The sequence below is a fragment of the Amycolatopsis thailandensis genome, assembly GCF_042723255.1.
In the GTDB taxonomy this organism is placed as follows: Bacteria; Actinomycetota; Actinomycetes; order Mycobacteriales; family Pseudonocardiaceae; genus Amycolatopsis; species Amycolatopsis thailandensis.
The window spans coordinates 1-16,557 of the sequence record NZ_JBHXJK010000062.1; the positions used below are offsets into that span (position 1 = coordinate 1).

Annotated in this window: 17 protein-coding genes; 1 reads left to right on the top strand and 16 read right to left on the bottom strand. The window is 67.5% G+C overall.

Annotated elements, in window-relative coordinates:
* Positions 1-162: 162 nt before the first annotated feature.
* The 13 genes from ACFWMR_RS24090 to rplJ all read right to left on the bottom strand — a co-directional run bounded on the left by ACFWMR_RS24090 (position 163) and on the right by rplJ (position 13,116).
* Complete coding sequence (locus tag ACFWMR_RS24090; RefSeq protein WP_378379984.1) at positions 163-1,158, bottom strand: hypothetical protein; 996 nt, start codon at positions 1,156-1,158, stop codon at positions 163-165.
* Positions 1,159-1,278: 120 nt separating this feature from the next.
* Positions 1,279-1,800 (bottom strand): hypothetical protein, encoded by a 522-nt coding sequence (locus ACFWMR_RS24095; RefSeq protein ID WP_378275873.1) that lies wholly within the window; start codon positions 1,798-1,800, stop codon positions 1,279-1,281.
* 31 nt (positions 1,801-1,831) lie between these two features.
* Positions 1,832-3,097, bottom strand: coding sequence for an MCE family protein (locus ACFWMR_RS24100; protein WP_378275872.1), 1,266 nt, complete (start codon positions 3,095-3,097; stop codon positions 1,832-1,834).
* Positions 3,097-4,296: an MCE family protein gene (locus ACFWMR_RS24105; RefSeq protein ID WP_093932030.1), complete on the bottom strand. Its 1,200-nt coding sequence runs from the start codon at positions 4,294-4,296 to the stop codon at positions 3,097-3,099. The genes ACFWMR_RS24100 and ACFWMR_RS24105 overlap by 1 nt, the downstream gene beginning before the upstream one ends.
* Positions 4,296-5,474, bottom strand: coding sequence for an MCE family protein (locus ACFWMR_RS24110; protein WP_378379985.1), 1,179 nt, complete (start codon positions 5,472-5,474; stop codon positions 4,296-4,298). The genes ACFWMR_RS24105 and ACFWMR_RS24110 overlap by 1 nt, the downstream gene beginning before the upstream one ends.
* Complete coding sequence (locus ACFWMR_RS24115; protein WP_093932028.1) at positions 5,471-6,457, bottom strand: MCE family protein; 987 nt, start codon at positions 6,455-6,457, stop codon at positions 5,471-5,473. Before ACFWMR_RS24115 ends, ACFWMR_RS24110 begins: the two co-directional genes overlap by 4 nt.
* Positions 6,454-7,485 (bottom strand): MCE family protein, encoded by a 1,032-nt coding sequence (locus ACFWMR_RS24120; protein ID WP_378379987.1) that lies wholly within the window; start codon positions 7,483-7,485, stop codon positions 6,454-6,456. The genes ACFWMR_RS24115 and ACFWMR_RS24120 overlap by 4 nt, the downstream gene beginning before the upstream one ends.
* Complete coding sequence (locus ACFWMR_RS24125) at positions 7,482-8,819, bottom strand: MCE family protein (protein ID WP_378379988.1); 1,338 nt, start codon at positions 8,817-8,819, stop codon at positions 7,482-7,484. The genes ACFWMR_RS24120 and ACFWMR_RS24125 overlap by 4 nt, the downstream gene beginning before the upstream one ends.
* Positions 8,816-9,652, bottom strand: a complete 837-nt coding sequence (locus ACFWMR_RS24130; RefSeq protein ID WP_005152080.1) for an MlaE family ABC transporter permease — start codon at positions 9,650-9,652, stop codon at positions 8,816-8,818. Before ACFWMR_RS24130 ends, ACFWMR_RS24125 begins: the two co-directional genes overlap by 4 nt.
* A gap of 3 nt (positions 9,653-9,655) precedes the next feature.
* Positions 9,656-10,408, bottom strand: coding sequence for an MlaE family ABC transporter permease (locus ACFWMR_RS24135; RefSeq protein ID WP_020633292.1), 753 nt, complete (start codon positions 10,406-10,408; stop codon positions 9,656-9,658).
* A 38-nt stretch (positions 10,409-10,446) separates the two neighbouring features.
* Positions 10,447-11,619, bottom strand: a complete 1,173-nt coding sequence (locus ACFWMR_RS24140; protein WP_005152073.1) for an ABC transporter ATP-binding protein — start codon at positions 11,617-11,619, stop codon at positions 10,447-10,449.
* A gap of 510 nt (positions 11,620-12,129) precedes the next feature.
* Positions 12,130-12,516: a 50S ribosomal protein L7/L12 gene (gene rplL / locus ACFWMR_RS24145; protein WP_191257298.1), complete on the bottom strand. Its 387-nt coding sequence runs from the start codon at positions 12,514-12,516 to the stop codon at positions 12,130-12,132.
* 48 nt (positions 12,517-12,564) lie between these two features.
* On the bottom strand, positions 12,565-13,116 hold the full coding sequence (gene rplJ / locus ACFWMR_RS24150; RefSeq protein WP_005152070.1) for a 50S ribosomal protein L10: 552 nt from the start codon (positions 13,114-13,116) through the stop codon (positions 12,565-12,567).
* A 328-nt stretch (positions 13,117-13,444) separates the two neighbouring features.
* Here rplJ and ACFWMR_RS24155 point away from each other — a divergent pair, with 328 nt between their 5' ends.
* Positions 13,445-14,290 carry a hypothetical protein gene (locus ACFWMR_RS24155; protein WP_378379989.1) on the top strand — a complete coding sequence of 282 codons (846 nt, stop codon included), beginning with the start codon at positions 13,445-13,447 and terminating at the stop codon, positions 14,288-14,290.
* Between the two features lie 174 nt (positions 14,291-14,464).
* On the opposite strand, the gene ACFWMR_RS24160 is transcribed toward ACFWMR_RS24155, so the two are convergent.
* The 3 genes from ACFWMR_RS24160 to rplK all read right to left on the bottom strand — a co-directional run bounded on the left by ACFWMR_RS24160 (position 14,465) and on the right by rplK (position 16,536).
* A complete protein-coding gene (locus ACFWMR_RS24160) occupies positions 14,465-15,229 on the bottom strand; it encodes an alpha/beta fold hydrolase (protein ID WP_093932024.1) in 765 nt (254 codons plus the stop codon).
* A 77-nt stretch (positions 15,230-15,306) separates the two neighbouring features.
* The gene (gene rplA / locus ACFWMR_RS24165) at positions 15,307-16,020 is read right to left on the bottom strand and encodes a 50S ribosomal protein L1 (protein WP_191257301.1); all 714 of its coding nucleotides are present in this window, start codon (positions 16,018-16,020) and stop codon (positions 15,307-15,309) included.
* Between the two features lie 81 nt (positions 16,021-16,101).
* Positions 16,102-16,536 (bottom strand): 50S ribosomal protein L11, encoded by a 435-nt coding sequence (gene rplK, locus ACFWMR_RS24170; protein ID WP_020633284.1) that lies wholly within the window; start codon positions 16,534-16,536, stop codon positions 16,102-16,104.
* Between the last annotated feature and the right edge of the window lie 21 nt (positions 16,537-16,557).

Consider the following 16,557-nt stretch of genomic DNA (forward strand, 5'->3'; position numbering starts at 1 on the left):
CCTTGAGTGACTCTGAGTCCCTCAAGGAGGCCTTCACGGACCGGACACGGGCCCGCGGGTGAGCGTGGCGCCGGATCGCGATTAGGGGGCTAAACGCAGGTCCGGGCGACAGGGGCGTGACGGCACCGGATCGCGTTTAGCGGGCTAAACGCGATCCGGGGGTTACTTGGAGGGGGGCGCGGAGGCGGGGGCCGAGGAGGCCGCGGGGTTCGGCGGAGCGGCGTAGGTGTTCATCGCCGTGATCTTCCACTTGTCACCCTGCAGCTCCGCGTTCAAGTGCAGCTGCGCGCTCCCGGCGGTGGTCTTGTTCGTGTCGGCCCGCGTCGAGCTCTGGTCGACGAACACCATCACGTCGGCCCGGTCGCCCTCCAGCCGGATGACGGCGCTGCGGGTGACCTTGCAGGTCACGACCATCTTCTGCTGCGGGGCCAGCCGTTTGACCTCGCCCATCAGCAGGTTGTACTTCGCCCGCACCTCGTCGTTGACCAGCAGATCGCCCGCCGCGGTCTCGGTCTTCGAGATGTTCTTGTAGTCGTACGAGAACAGCGCCTCGGTCGCCTTCGAGACCTGGTCCTTGACCTGCGCTGTCTTCGCGACGTCCAGCAGCGCCGTGTTGTCCGTCGAGCCGGACACGTCGTCGGCCTGGATCTTGAACAGCACCGCTGTCGCGGCCAGCAGCAGCCCGACGACGACCAGCGCGCCCGCCAGGATCAGCTTGCCGGAGCCCGGCTTCTTCGCCTTCGTCTCGGAGGACTCGTCGGCGACCTCGGCTTCGGCCTCTTCGATGTCGTCCGGCTTCTCCTCGGCGACCGCACGCGCCTTCGCCCGCGGACTCGGCTTCGCGACGACCTCGTCTTCAGGGGCGTCAGAGTCCTCTGGGGCCTCCTCGACCTCCGAAGGCGCCTCGGGGGTCTCTACGACCTCAGCAGTGTCCTCAACGGACTCAGTGGGCTCAGTGGCCTTAACAGCCGAAGCAGGCTCGGCGACCTCAGGCTCGACGGCCTCAGGCTCGACCACAGGAGCGGGGCGAGGAGCAGGCCTCGGACGCCGCACCGGCGCCGGCTTCGCCACCGGCGTCTCGTCGACCTCGGAGACGACCTCCGGCGCGGAAACCTCCGGCGCGGACACATCCGTGGAGGAGGCTTCCGAGGCGGGCACCTCGGAAGCGGAAGCGGGCCGTCGCAGACCGGCCACCCGGGGGCGGCGCACCGGTGGAGTGCTGCGAGGGGGCTGGCGACGGGAGGGGGGCACTACGAGGCTCCGTTCTAGGTGACGCTCTTACTGACCGGCCGCGACGAGGGGCACGTTGTCGATCCCGGACAGCTTCCACTCGTCGCCGACCCGGGTCATCGAGACCTCCAGGCGCAACGCCTTCGAGCTCGCCTTGTCGCCCTGGGTGACCTGGGTGGTGATGGCGGCGAGGAAGCTCGCCTTGCCCTCGTGGTCGTCGAGTTCCTCGACCGCGATGTCCTGGATCGTGGTCACGACCTTGGTCTTCGCGTCGCTGAGCGCCTTGCGGTACGTCGGCTCCAGCTGCGCCAGCTGCTGGCTCATCTTGTCGTCGGAGACGGCCTTCTGCTGATTGAAGAACGCGTCGAGGTTCTCGAAGTCGACCTCGGTGTACGCCTTGATCGCGCGGCCGCCCGCGTCGACCACTTCGTCGCGCGAGCGCGCCAGGTCGGCGTTGTCGTCCGACGCGGCCACAGCCCACTGGACACCGAAGATCGCCGCGGCGACGAAGGCGGCCAGGGCGAACGCCGCCGCCCCGAGGACCAGGGTCCGCGATCGAGAAGAACTCATGACACTCCAGGGTAGGTATACGGTCTCGGGCTCAGCCGGGCAGGCCCAGCAGCGCGCCCAGGCTGGCCAGGCTGACCCCCGGGCTCTGCAGGACGCTCGGCATGCCCTGCGCCGCGCGCAAGGCCGCCAGCTCCTCGGCGGACCGGCCGGCGTTCTTCGCGACGTCACCTTCCGACGGGATCTGCGGAACCCCGTTGTACGGCACGTTCTGCGAGCCGCGCACGTTGATCGGGCTGCCCTTCGGCTCGGCGCAGTACGCGTCGTCCTTCGGCGGGCGAACCGTCGTGTCGGTGCCTTCGCGGTACTTGTCGAGGCCGATGTAGCCCTTGGTGCACGAAGGCGGGTTGAACAGGTTGAGCGCGAGACCCAGGTGCGCGGTGCCGTCGTTGGCGACGCTGTTCGCGCCCGCGGCCAGCATCGGGTAGGTCACCAGCCCCTGCTCGAGGCCGTCGAGCCGGGTCACCAGCAGGTTGGACGTCGTGAGCAGGTTCGCCGTCAGCGCGCCCAGCCCGGGCCCGGATTCGGCGAGTACCGAGCTGATCTGGTTCGCCACCTGCGGGGTGATCCCGATCAGCTTCCGGATGTCGGCGTCGGAGTTCTTCAGCGTGCCGGACAGCTTGTTCAGGTCGGCGCTGAACGACTTCATCGAGCTCGCCATGTCGTTCTGCGTCTCGAGGACCTGGCCGCCCTTCTCCAGCAGCTGGACGGTCTGCGGCAGGTACTCCTGCGCGGTCGCGGTGAAGCTCCGCGCGGTGTCGAGCAGCCGTTGCAGGTCCGGGCCGGTGCCGTTGAAGGCGTCGTACGACTCGTCGACGACCTTGCGCAGCGAGTCCGTCGGCACCGACGCCGCGAGGCTGTCGAGGTCACCGATGAGCTGCTCGGTGGGCACCGGCGTCTTGACCTTGTCGGCCGGGATGACCGAGCTCGCGTTCAGGAACGGCCCCTTCTCGCTCTTGGGCCGCAGGTCGACGAACTGCTCGCCGACCGCCGACCGGTTCGCGACCACGGCGTCCAGATCGGCGGGCACCTGCGGGGCGTCCGGAGCGATGTTGAGGTCGGCCTCCAGGCCGGTCTTGGTCAGGCGCAGCTGGCCGACCCGGCCGATGTTGAAGCCGCGGTAGGTGACCTCGGCGTTCTCGAAGATGCCGCCGGACTGCTTGAGCTGCATTTTCACCGTGTAGCCCTCGTCGCCGAAGACCTGGCCGAGCCCGGCGAACCGGATCAGCGCGTACACGATGAAGACCACGGAGATGATCGCGAAAGCGACCAGCTGGATTTTCGTCCTACGGACCAGCATCAGCCGGCACCTCCCGAGAGCAGGCCGAAGATCCCGGCGGGTCCGGTCTGTCGCGGCTGTCCGCCGCCCTGCGGCGCGCTCGCCTGGTTACCGGCGACACCGCCGACGCTGTCGGGGATCGGCAGCGGCGGGTTCACGCCCGGTCCTTCGGTCCCGCCGGTCAGCCCCGGCACCGGGATGACGTCCTGGAGCGGGTTCTGCCTGCTTCGGCCGAGGTTCTTGAGGATCTCGTTCAAGTTCAGGTCGACCTTCGCGAACAGGTTGAAGTAGTCACCCTTGACCCCGTCGTACGCGGCGTCGCTGAACGGGAACGTCAGCAGGATCTCCAGCGCCTTCGGCAGATCCGAACCGGCCTCGCCGAGCTTCTGCAACGTCGGCTGAAGCGCCTTGAGGTCGGCGACGAGGTCTTCCTTGCTCTTGTTCACCGTGTCGACGGCGACACCGGAGAGGTTGTTGAGCGCGTTCAGCATGGTCACCAGCTGGCCGCGCTGCTGCTCCAGCACGCCGAGGCCGGGACCGAGGTTGTCGACCGCGCCGACCAGCTTGTCCTTCTGGCCGTTCAGGGTGAGCGAGAGCCGGTTCAGCCCGTCGAGCGCCCGCGTGATGTTCGCGGACTGCTTGTCCAGGTTCGTGACCAGCTCGTTGGTGTTGTTCAGCAACGCCTTCAGCTCCGGCGAACGGCCGCTGGTGGCGTTGTTGAGTTCCTTGGTGATGGTGTTGAGCTGCTCGACCCCGCCGCCGTTGAGCAGCAGCGAAAGCGCGCCGAGCAGCTCTTCGACCTCGACGCTGCGGTTCGTGCGGGCCAGCGGGATCACCGCGTTGTCGGCGAGCTTGCCCTGCCCGTCGGCGGGCGCGGCCAGCTCGACGTACTTCTCACCGAGCAGGCTCGACTGCTTGACGTTGGCCAGCGCGTTCGCCGGCAGTTTCACGTCACCGTTCACCCGGAGGGTGACTTCGGCGTTCCAGCCGTCCTGGGTCAGCCCGATCGCTTCGACGCGGCCGATGGAGACCTCGTTGACCTTCACCCCGGCCTGCGGGGTCAGGTCGAGCACGTCCCGGAACTGCACCTTGACCGTGTACGGATGGTCGCCGAGTTCGGCGCCACCGGGCAGCGGGACGTCGTAGATCCCGCTGAACCCGCAGCCGCTCAACGTCAGCGCGGCGACCGTTCCGGAGGCGATAAGAGCAAGTTTCCTCATCACTTGGCCGCCGTTCCGTAGAGCTGACCGGCGATGGGCAGCGGCAGCGGCGGCAACTGGCCCGCCTGCGAGGACTGGATCACCTGCGCGATCGACGGCAGCGGCACCAGCCCGTCGACCAGTCCGGCGATCCCCTTGCACGCGTCGCCGAGGGCGTCGAGCGCGTCCGGGGTCTGCTTGAGCAGGTTGCACACCATCACCAGCGGCGGCTGGGTGAGCTCGTTGAGGTTGGCCCGCGCGTCGAGCGTGCCCGACGAGGCGTTGTAGGTGTTGACCAGGTTCCCGAGGCCGACCGGGGCGACGTCGAGGATCTCGGCGAGCGCGCCGCGCTGGTCCACGAGCACCTTGGTCACGCTGGCCAGTTTGTCCACATTGGACTTGAGCCGGTCGCGGTTCTTCTCGATGAACCCCTGCACCGCGGTGAGCGTGTCGGACAGCTGCTTCACCGTCGCGGCGAGGTTGTCCTTCTCCCCCGCGAGGAATCCGCTGACGTCGGCGAGCTGCCGCTCGAAGTCGCGGACCTGCGAGTCGCTGTTGACCAGCGTCTGCGAGAAGGAGCCGAGGTTCTCGACCGTCTTGAACAGGTCGTCCTTGTTGCCGGACAACGTGCCCGCGGCCTGGCCGAGCTTCGTGATCGTGTCGTGCAGCGCCTGCCCGTTGCCGTCGAAGTTCTTCGCGGCGGTGTCGAGCAGGTTCGACAGCGAACCGTTCTTGTTGGCGCCGTTGGGCCCGAGCGACTTGCTGACCCGGGAGAGGCTGGCGGCGAGCTCGTCGACCTCGAGGGGGACCTCGGTACGGTCGAGGCCGATGACGGCGCCATCGGCGATCCGCGCGCCGCCCTTGTAGGCCGGGGCCAGCTGCACGTAGCGGTCGCTGACCAGCGACGGCGACACGATGATCGCCTTCGCGTCGGCGGGCACCGCCACCGAGCGGTCGTATTCGAGTTCGACGCGGACCTGGTTGCCCATCGGCTGGATCTTGGTGACCGTGCCCATGTCGACGCCGAGCATGCGGACGCTGTTGCCTTCGTAGAGGCCGACGGCGCCGGCGAAGTACGCGGTCACGTGATTGCGGCCGGCGTCCTTGAGCGTCCACCACAGCGCGCCGGCGACGACCAGCGCGAGCACGATCGCGATGGTGAAGCCGCGGGCGAGGCTGGAACCGAGACGGGTACTCATTTCTCGTAGCACCCCTTGTCGTTGATCGGCCCGAACGACGGCAGGACCAGTCCGCAGATGTAGTTGTCGAACCAGCGGCCGTTGCCGATCGTGTTCGTGAACACCCGGATGAACGGCGCGAACCGGGCGACGCCCTGGCCGAGGGCGTCCTGGTTGCGCTGCAACATCGAGGTCAGCTGGTCGAGCTGGGTGAGCACCGGGTCGAGCTGCGCGTCGTTGTCGTCGACCAGGCCCTTGAGCTGGGTGGCGAGGTTGCGCGAGCCGTCCAGCAGCGCGGTGATCGCGTCCTTGCGGCGGGACACCTCGCCGAGCAGCTTGTTGCCGTCGGCCAGCAGCTTCTGGAACTCGGCGTCGCGGTCGACGAGCGTCTGCGAGACCTGCCGCGTGTTCGCGAGCAGGCTCGACAGCTGCGAGTCACGTTTGGCGATGGTGTCCGAGAGGCGGGAAAGGCCGTTCAGGGCGCCCTTCACGTCGGCCGGGGTGTCGGCGAAGGTCTCCGTGATGACGTCGAAGCTCTTCGCCAGCTGCGTCGTGTCGATGTCGTCCACGGTCTGCGAAAGCCCACGGAAGGCGTCGAGGACGTCGAACGGCGACATCGTGCGCTCACGCGGGATGGTCGCGCTCGGGTCGAGCGTGCGCTGGCCCTGCGGGTCGAGCGCCAGGTACTTCTGGCCGAGCACGGTCTTGATCTTGATGGCCGCGCTGGTCTTGTCGCCAAGCCAGGCGTCCTTGACCTTGAACGAGATCCGGACCTTGTCGCCGTCGAGCTTGATGTCGGAGATCTTGCCGACCTTCACCCCGGCGACCCGGACGTCGTTGTCCTGCTGGAGACCGGAGGCCTCGCTGAAGTCCGCGGTGTAGGTCGTGCCGCCGCCGATCACCGGCAGGTCCTCGGAGTTGAGCGCGGCGAGGAAACCGAGCAGCAGCACCGAGATACCGACCAGCGCGATCGGGATCGGATTGCGTTTCTGGAAGGACTTCATGCCGTGCACCTCGCCCGGTTCACCGGCAGCAGCGGCAGGTCGATCGGCGCGTTGATCAGCGGAGGCAGGGCGACGGCCCCCTTCAGCTCACAGGCGAAGAAGTTGAACCAGGAGCCGTAGTCGGCCGTGCGGGTCAGCGCCGTCACCTTCTGCGGCAGGAACTGGATGAAGTGCTCGACGATCGGCTGGCTGTCGTTGAGGTTCTTCGTCAGCGTGCCGAGCGCGGCGATGTCCTGCTTGAGCGGCTCGCGGGCCTCGCCGAGCAGACCGGACGTGGTCTGGGCGAGAGTGCCGAGCGAGTCGATGGCGTCACCGATCGGCTCACGGTCCGCGGCCAGCCCGGAGACCAGCTGCTGCAGTTTGACGATCAGGTCGTTCAGCTGCGGCGTGTGCGCGTTGACCGTGTCGAGCACCGAGTTCAGGTTGTCGATGACCTCACCGATCACCTGGTCCTTGTCGGAGATCGTGGTGGCCAGCGAGGCGGTGTGCTTCAGCAGGCTTTCGACCGTGCCGCCTTCGCCCTGCAAAACCTGGATGACCTCGTAGGACAGCTTGTTGATGTCGTCCGGGTTGAGCGCGGTGAACAGCGGCTTGAAGCCGTTGAACAGCTGCGTCAGGTCGAGCGCGGGCGTGGTCCGCTCCAGCGGGATGTTGCCGCCGGGCTCCAGGTTCTTCCCGGAGGAATCGGTGCCCTGCGCGAGCGAGACGTAGCGCTGGCCGACCAGGTTCCGGAACTTGATCTGCGCGGTGACCCCGGCGGGCAGCTTGCGGCCGGCGTCCACTTCGAACTCGACCTCGGCCTGGCGCCGGTCGACGATGCGGACGTCCTTGACCTGCCCGACCCGGACCCCCGCGATGCGGACGTCGTCGTTGGGCAGCAACAGGGTCGCGTCGCTGAACCGCGCCTTGTAGGCGTTGGTGCTGGTGGTGTTGATGTTGGCGATGCTGATCCCGAGGATCGTCGTGAACAGCACGGTGACCACGACGAAGACGCAGAGCTTGATCAGCGGTGCAAGGAGTCCCCTCACTGGACGTGCACCTCCGCCCCACGGTAGAGCGGGCCGACGAGCAGCGAACCCCAGCCGGGGACGTCCGAGGCGGACATGCCGACCTGCGGCGCGACCAGCTGCGCGAGGAAGTCCGATTCGGAAGCGCTGTAGGACGGGCTACCGCCGGGCGCTCCCCCGCCGTTGTAACCGCCGACGTTCGCGTAGCCGTTCGAGGGCGAAAGGCCGTCGTTGGCCGACCGCGCCGGCGGTTTGACCGTGCTGCCGTCCTTGATCGGGCCGTCCGGCGGGTACTGCGGGAACGGGTCCGGGAACTGCTTCAGGTCGTAACAGCGCGGACCGCGTTTGTCCTCGAACCTCGGCTCGTCCTTGCCCGGCAGGTACGGCCCGCGGTTGACGGTGATCTCGATGGTCGCGTGCAGACCGGGCCGGTTCGTGCCCTTGCCGAGCGCCTTGTCGATCTTCGGCAGGTTGTCCGCCATCTGCCCGATCACGCACGGGTACTCCGGCGCGTACTTCGCCAGCAGCTCCGCCGTCGGGCGGGCGGTGTCGGCGAGCCGGATCAGGTTGTCGGCGTTGTTCCGCAGGAAGGTCTGCAGGTCGACCGAGGCCTGGGTGACGCTGCCGTAGAGGTTCTGCAGGTTCATCTTCTGGTCCACCACGGTGCGCGTGGTGGTGCTCAGGTTGTCCAAGGTCTGCACCAGATCCGGGGCCACGGCGTTGAGGTTGTCCGAGAACTTCGCCAGTTCCTTGAGGTTCTGCTGGAGCTGGGGTTCGTGCGGGTTCAGGTCCCCGACGTAGCTGCCGAGCTGCGAGAGGGTGTCGCCGAGCTGGCCACCGCGGCCGTTGAGGGCGGTGGAGATCGCCGAAAGCGTGCTCGACAGCTTCTGCGGCTGGACGGCCTGAAGCACCGGCATCAGATGGGCGAAGGCCTGCTCCAGCTCGACGGCGCCGGACGTGCGGTCCTGGGTGATCACGTCGCCTTCGGCGATCGTCGTCGTCGAAGGAGCGTCCGGGATTTCGAGGGAAACGAAGCGTTCGCCGAACAACGTCTTCGGCAGGAATCGCGCGGAAACGTTCTGAGGGATCAGTTTCGCCGACTCCGGGTTCAACGCGAGAGTGAGCTCCGCGCCGTCCGGGGTCGCGGCGATGTCCTTCACCGAACCGACGATGAGGCCGCGGACCTTCACGTCGGACTGCTTCAGCAACTGGTTCCCGATGCTGCCGGACTGGAGCTTCACGCTCACCACGGGCGTGAAAGCCCGTTGGTACAGCGCGATGCTCAGCGCCACGCCACCGACGAGCACGGCGACCAAGAGCAAGCCCAACAGCCTGCGCCGGACTGTCGCGATCATCCTGCGATCCTCACCGTGACGTCGGTTCCCCAGATCGCGAAACCGATGAAGAAGTTCATGATGGACACCGTGACGATGCTCAGCCGCACCGCCTTGCCGACAGCCACGCCGACACCGGCGGGGCCACCGGAGGCCCGGTATCCGAAATAGCAATGGGACAGGATGATCAAGACGCTGAACAACAGCACCTTGATGAACGAATACAGCACATCCTGTGGTGGTAAGAACAGGTCGAAGTAATGGTCGTAGGTACCCGCTGACTGGTTGTAGATGTAGATAACGACCAACCGGGACGCGAGATACGAACTGAGCAGGCCGATGACGTACAGCGGGATGACCGCGACGAAACCGGCGATGATCCGCGTCGTCACCAGGTACGGCAGGCTCGGCACGCCCATGACCTCGAGCGCGTCGATCTCCTCGGAGATCCGCATCGCGCCCAGCTGGGCGGTGAACCCGGCGCCGACCGTCGCCGAAAGCGCGAGGCCGGCGACCAGCGGGGCGATCTCGCGGGTGTTGAAGAACGCGGTCAGGAAGCCGGTGAAGGCCGAGGTGCCGATCGAGTTCAGCGCCGAGTAGCCCTGCAGGCCGACGAGCACACCGGTGAACAGCGTCAGGCCGACCATCACGCCGACCGTGCCGCCGATGACGGCGAGCGAGCCGGAACCGAAGCTCACTTCGGCGAGCAGCCGCAGGACCTCTTTGGTGTAGCGGCGCAACGTCCGCGGCGTCCACAGCAACGCGCGGCCGTAGAACGACATCTGGTCACCGAGGTTGTCCAGAGTCTGCAAAGGACGGTTGGCGACCCGCTTGGCGCCCTGGAGAAAAGTCATCCGTCAGTCCAGCTTTCCGGGCACGATCTGCAGGTAGATCAGCGTGATCACGAAGTTCACCACGAACAGCATGAGGAACGTGATGACGACCGACTGGTTCACCGCGTCGCCGACGCCCTTCGGGCCGCCGGACGGGTTCAGTCCCCGGTAGGAGGCGACGACAGCGGCGATGAAGCCGAAGATCAGCGCCTTCAGCTCGCCGACCCAGAGGTCGGGAAGCTGGGCCAGCGCGGAGAAGCTCGCCAGGTACGCGCCCGGCGTCCCGCCCTGGAGGACGACGTTGAAGAAGTAGCCGCCGAGCACGCCGATGACGCTGACCATGCCGTTCAGCAGGAGCGCCACCAGCATCATCGCGAGCACGCGCGGCACGATCAGCCGCTGCACCGCGGAGACGCCGAGCACCTCCATGGCGTCGATCTCTTCACGGATGGTCCGCGCGCCGATGTCGGCGCAGACGGCGCTACCGCCGGCGCCCGCGACCAGCAGCGCCGTGACCAGCGGACTGGCCTGCTGGACGGTGGCGAGCACCGACCCGGCGCCCGTGTAGGACTGGGCGCCGAGCTGGCGGGCGAGCGAACCGAACTGGAGCGAGATGACCGCGCCGAACGGGATCGCGACGAGCGCCGTCGGCAGGATCGTGACGCTCGCGATGAACCAGGCCTGCTGGATGAACTCCCGCAGCTGGAACGGGCGCTGGAAAATGCCACGAACGATGTCGAGGCCAAGGGCGAACAGGTTCCCGGTCTCGCGCAACATGCCGATCCCGGGGATCTTCGCCGATGAAGCGGGAGAGCTCACGCGCCACCTGACCCCGGATCATGTGGCCGCAAACGGTGGTTGCCCGGTCTCCCCGGATGCGGGATGGAGGCGACCTGATCGTCGGGCAGCTGACCCTGGTGGTGGTTCGGCATCGGGCCGTCGTTCTGCGGCGCGGAACGGTGGCCGGCGGCGGCGAGCCGCTGCGGGCGGACGCCGTAGCGCTGCTGCTCCTCCGGGGAGAGCGACTCGATGATGCTCTGCTGCGCCTCGTGCGGGAGACCGGACAGGATCTGCATGACGCGGTCCTTGCGGCGGACCGCGCCCATCCGGGTCGGCACGCCGGGCGTCGGCTGCATCTGCGGCGGCACCCCGCTGACGTCCTCGACACCGCCCGAGTGGTGACCGGCCTCGAACATCGCGCGCTCCGCGGCGAGCTGGGCCGAGTCCTTCTCCTCGCTCATGCCGATCGGGCCGTCCATCTTGCCGTTGAGGAACTGCTTGACGACCGGCTCCTCGCTGGTCAGCAGCACCTCGCGCGGGCCGAACATGACCAGTTCCTTGCGGAAGAGCATGCCCAGGTTGTCCGGGACGGTGCGGGCGAGGTTGATGTTGTGCGTGACGATCAGGAACGTCGCGTCGATCTGCGCGTTGACGTCCAGGAAGAGCTGGGAGATGTAGGTGGTGCGGACCGGGTCGAGGCCGGAGTCCGGCTCGTCGACCAGGATGATCTGCGGGTCCAGCACCAGTGCGCGGGCGAGGCCGGCGCGCTTGCGCATACCGCCGGAGATCTCGCCGGGCAGCTTCTTGTCGGCGCCGTTGAGACCGGTCATCTCGAGCTTCTCGAGCACGATCCGGCGGACCTCGGTCTCCGACTTCTTCGTGTGCTCCCGCAGGGGGAAGGCCACGTTGTCGTAGAGGTTCATCGAGCCGAACAGCGCGCCGTCCTGGAAGAGGACGCCGAAGAGCTTGCGCACCTCGTAGAGCTGGTGCTCGGAGCACGTCACGATGTCGACGCCGTTGATCATGCACCGGCCCTTGTCCGGCTTGAGCAGCCCGATCATCGACTTCAAGAAGACGGACTTACCGGTTCCGGACGGTCCGAGCATCGCCGAGACCTCGCCCGGAGGCAGGGTCAGCGTGACGTCCCGCCAGATGGCCTGCTTACCGAAGGACTTGGAAAGACCTTCGATGACCACCTCGGCACCCATCGCACCTCCAGGAGCTGTTCCGCGTCGTCGCGCACTGCCGTCCCGTGCCACTGGCCCGGGAGGACGCATGCGTTCGCGCAGCGATACCCGCGTCAACCAGGTGCAACGAGCTGAGTGCGAACAGGTTACTCACCAGTTTTCTTTTCTGGCCAGACCCGCGGGTAACTTTTCGCGCAGCCCGCCGCCTGCCCGTGCACCGCTAGCGGCACCGTAGTGCACGTCACCCTCGGCCGCAGATCCACGACAGGCCCCCTCTCCGCTTCCCGCGGCGCCGCGTCGCGTTTAGCCCGCTAAACGCAGGTCAGCGCCCTCGCGCCGCCGGATCGCGTTTAGCGGGCTAAACGCGATCCGGTGCCCTGCGCGAGCCCAGGTGCTTAGCGTGGCTACGCGTCGCGATTAGGGGGCTAAACGCAGGTCGGGGCGGTGGGCCGGAGACAGCGAAGGGGCGGGCATCCAGAGTGGATGCCCGCCCCTTCGACGGTGCTGCGGTAGGCGCTGACGCGCCTCAGATCACTTGATGGCGATCTTGGCGCCCGCGGCCTCGAGCTTCTCCTTGGCGGCCTCGGCGGCCTCCTTGTCGACCTTCTCCAGGAGGGCCTTGGGAGCGGCCTCGACCAGCTCCTTGGCCTCCTTCAGGCCCAGACCCGAGACGACCTCACGGACGACCTTGATGACCTGGATCTTCTTGTCACCGGCGGACTCGAGAACGACGTCGAACTCGTCCTGCTCCTCGGCGGCCGCGGCGGGGGCGGCACCCGGGGCGGCGGCGACGACGGCAGCCGGGGCGGCCGCGGTCACATCGAAGGTGGTCTCGAACTCCTTGACGAACTCGGACAGCTCAAGAAGGGTGAGCTCCTTGAAGGCGTCGATCAGCTCGGTGGTGCTCAGCTTCGCCATGGTGGCTTTCCTCTCTGAAACGAACTAAAAGTTCGGGGTGGGGGGTGTTCAGCTCTCGGCGGGTGCTTCGGCTGCTTCGGTACCGGCGTTGCGCTGCTTCTCCTCCAGCGCGGCAGCCAGGCGAGCGACCTGGGACGCCGGCGCCTGGAACAGCGCGGCGGCCTGGGACAGCTTCGCCTTGAACGCGCCCGCCGCCTTGGCGAGCAGGACCTCACGGCTGTCGAGATCGGCGATCTGGTTGATCTCGTCCACGGACAGCGTCTTGCCGTCCATGAAGCCGCCCTTGATCACAAGCGCGTTGTTGTCCTTCGCGAAGTCGCGAAGCGCCTTCGCGGCGTCAACAGCTTCACCTTCGACGAAGGCGATCGCGGTCGGGCCGACGAACAGGTCTTCAAGGCCCTCGATGCCCGCGTCCGTGGCGGCACGCTTGACGAGGGTGTTCTTCGCGACCCGGTACTTGGCACTGGTGCCGAGAGCGCGGCGCAGCTGGGACAGCTGGGACACGGAGAGGCCGGTGTACTGGGTAACGACTGTGGCCGAGCTGCTGCGGAAGCTCTCCGCGATCTCGGCGACGGCCGCCTCCTTGTCGGGCTTCGCCATGGTCGCCTCCTCTCTTGGCTAGTGGTCCACTGGCCTTGAGAGCCCTGAAACGACGAAACGCCCCAGCGCAGACAGGCGCGGGGCGTCAGGGCACACGACGACGTGCGTCGTGTGCGAGCCTCGTTCCTCCTGCGCGGGTCGCCCGCCCTAGCGGGGCCTTCGTTCTCCGGGCCAGATGACCAGGAGAAGACCAGCGGTCTTCGGTAGAACCTTGACAAGAATACGCGACCCTCTCCCACCACTCGCACTGGGTCCCACCAGATCGCGTTTAGCGGGCTAAACGCGACCGGCGGAGTGCGCCGGAGGTCTCGCGAGGCATCATGGTGACGTGGCGGAGCAGCGTGATGACGGAAAGCCGGGCAACGAGCCCGGCACGGACATCGAGCCCAAGGCGGGAGGTCAGCCCGCGCCTCGGCTGGACGAGGAGCAACTGCGTCAGTTCCAGCAGTTTCAGCAGTTCCAGGACTATCTGAAGTTCACCGAGGCGCAGAACCAGGGCCTCGTTCCGGCCCAGCCCGCGCAGCCCGTGACCCAGCACTACGGAGGCCAGCCGCCGGCGCCTCCTGGCCCGCCGCCCGGCGAACTCGTGCCCGCCCCCCGGCCCCGCATGCCGCGCTGGCTGCGACGTCTGGGCGGGAAGCTTCTCGCTTGGGTGATCGTGATCGTGCTGATCTGTGTCGGGGCGACGATCGCCTACCGGCAGATCTTCCCCAGTGACGCCGGGCAGACCACTGCGGAATTCGTGCAGGGCGGCGGCGGCAAGCACCACACCAACCAGGTGCTTTCGACCAACCCCTGGGAAGCCGTGCGGGCCATCTACGACACGATCGGCAAGCCGTACCCGCCTGCCACCCGGGTCGAGAAGGTCTGCCTGTCGATGAGCGAACAGGCGCAGGTCCAGTTCGCCCGGGACCTCGGCTACCCGGACTGCGCGACCGCCGTCCCGGCACTGAACGCCAAGGTCACCGACATCACGCCGTACATCTACGCGGTGCGCCCGATGTCGAGCGTGGTCCCGCGGCAGAACCTGACGATCCACTCGTGCTGGTACAGCATCCGAGGCGGCCCGCTGCTGGGCAGCTTCACCTTGCAGGAAGTCGAGATGGGGCAGTGGCTGATCACCGGCCACGCGAACTCCCCGGAGCCCTGCCCCGCCCCTCCCACCGGCAACTGACCCCCGCTCTGACCTGGTCTTCCTGCCACCAGATCGCGATTAGCGGGCTAAACGCAAGTGCCCGCCGGATCGCGTTTAGCCCGCTAAAGGCGACGCGCGCCCCGCGTCGCGATTAGCCCGCGAAACGCAAGTGCGGGGGCCGGATCGCGATTAGGGGGCTAAACGCGGGTCTGGTCAGAGGTCGTGCGAGGCCAGGAAGCCGGTCAGGGCGGAGCCGAAGGCGGGGTGCATGACGGCGGTCATGTGATCGCCGGGGATCCGGACGAGGCGGGCGCCGGCGATGGCGGCGGCCAGACGTTCGGGCTCGGCGGCCAGCGGGTCGGCGTCCCCGGCCAGGACGAGGGTCGGCACGGCGATCGCGGTCAGGTCCAGTTTCGGGTTCGCCGTCCCGCGCGCGACGGCGGCCAGCGCGATCCGGTCGGCCCGCAGACCGTCGGCCAGCACCCTGAAAGGCATCGAGGACGGCGGCAGCGTCGAAGGGTCCGAAGCGAGCATCGCCTCGCTGATCGCCTCCGGCGTGACCACCCGCGTGTCCACGCCCCCGAAGTCGACGATCCCCGAGCCGACCCCGCCGATCGCGAGGCACCGGATCCGCGGGTCGGCGGCCACCGCGCCGAGCGCGATCATCGCGCCCATCGAGTAGCCCACCATCGAAACCTCGTCGAGACCGAGGCAGTCGAGCAGAGCCGACACATCGCGAACCATCGCGTCGTCGCCGTAACTGGCCTCGTCATGCGGCTTCGCCGACCGTCCGTGCCCACGCGCGTCCAGGCTGATCACGGGCAGCCCCGCGTCCTGGAGGGTGTCGACGACGCCGGGCGCGATCCAGTTGGCGTTCGTGTCCGCGGCGAAACCGTGTTGCAGCAGTACCGGGCGCCCTTCACCTTCCCAAGCGGTGTAGTTCAGCTGAAGCCCGTCGAACGACGCGAAGGTAGGCATGCCCTCCAGCAAACACGAAAAAGGGGCGGCCCCGCCGTAGCGGGACCGCCCCCTTGTCAGTGATGTCTAACTCAGACTCACGCGTCCTCGGAGAGGAGGTTGCGGGTCCGGGCCGGGTCGACCGGGACACCCGGGCCCATCGTCGTGGAGATCGTGACCTTCTTCAGGTAGCGACCCTTCGCCGACGACGGCTTGGCGCGCAGGATCTCGTCCAGCGCGGCCGCGTAGTTCTCCACCAGCTTGTCGGTGTCGAACGAGGCCTTGCCGATGACGAAGTGCAGGTTGGCCTGCTTGTCCACGCGGAAGTTGATCTTACCGCCCTTGATGTCCGCCACGGCCTTCGCGACCGCGGGGGTCACGGTGCCGGTCTTCGGGTTCGGCATCAGGCCACGCGGGCCGAGGATGCGGGCGATGCGCCCGACCTTGGCCATCTGGTCCGGCGTCGCGATCGCGGCGTCGAACTCGAGCCAGCCACCCTGGATGCGCTCGATCAGTTCGTCCGTACCGACCACGTCCGCGCCAGCGGCCTCGGCCTCGGCGGCCTTGTCACCAACGGCGAAAACGATGACGCGGGCGGTCTTACCGGTGCCGTGCGGCAGGTTCACGGTGCCGCGGACCATCTGGTCGGCCTTGCGAGGGTCGACACCGAGGCGCATGGCGACCTCGACGGTGGCGTCCATCTTCTTGGAGGAGGTCTCCTTGGCCAGCTTCGCGGCCTCGAGCGGGGCGTAGAGCCGCTCGCGGTCCACCAGCTCAAGAGCCTGACGGTAGGCCTTGCTGTGCTTGGGCATTGCTTCTGTCCTTAACTCTTCAACGGATCAGTGTGGTGTTGGAGCCAGCACTGGCTCTCCCACGGTGGAGCGGGGTGGAACTCAGTCGACGACCGTGATGCCCATGGAGCGGGCGGTGCCGGCGATGATCTTCGCGGCCTGGTCGATGTCGTGCGCGTTCAGGTCGGATTCCTTGGTCTTCGCGATGTCGCGGACCTGGTCCCAGGTGACCTTGGCGACCTTGGTCTTGTGCGGCTCGCCGGAGCCCTTCTCCACGCCCGCGGCCTTCAGCAGCAGCTTCGCGGCCGGCGGCGTCTTGAGCTTGAAGTCGAACGAACGGTCTTCGTACACGGAGATCTCGACCGGGACGACGTCCCCGCGCTGCGACTCGGTCGCGGCGTTGTAGGCCTTGCAGAACTCCATGATGTTGACGCCGTGCTGACCCAGCGCGGGGCCGACCGGCGGCGCGGGGTTGGCCGCACCCGCCTTGATCTGCAGCTTGATGATCGCCGCAAGCTTCTTCTTCTTGGGTGGCATTTCGTTTGATCCTTCTTACTG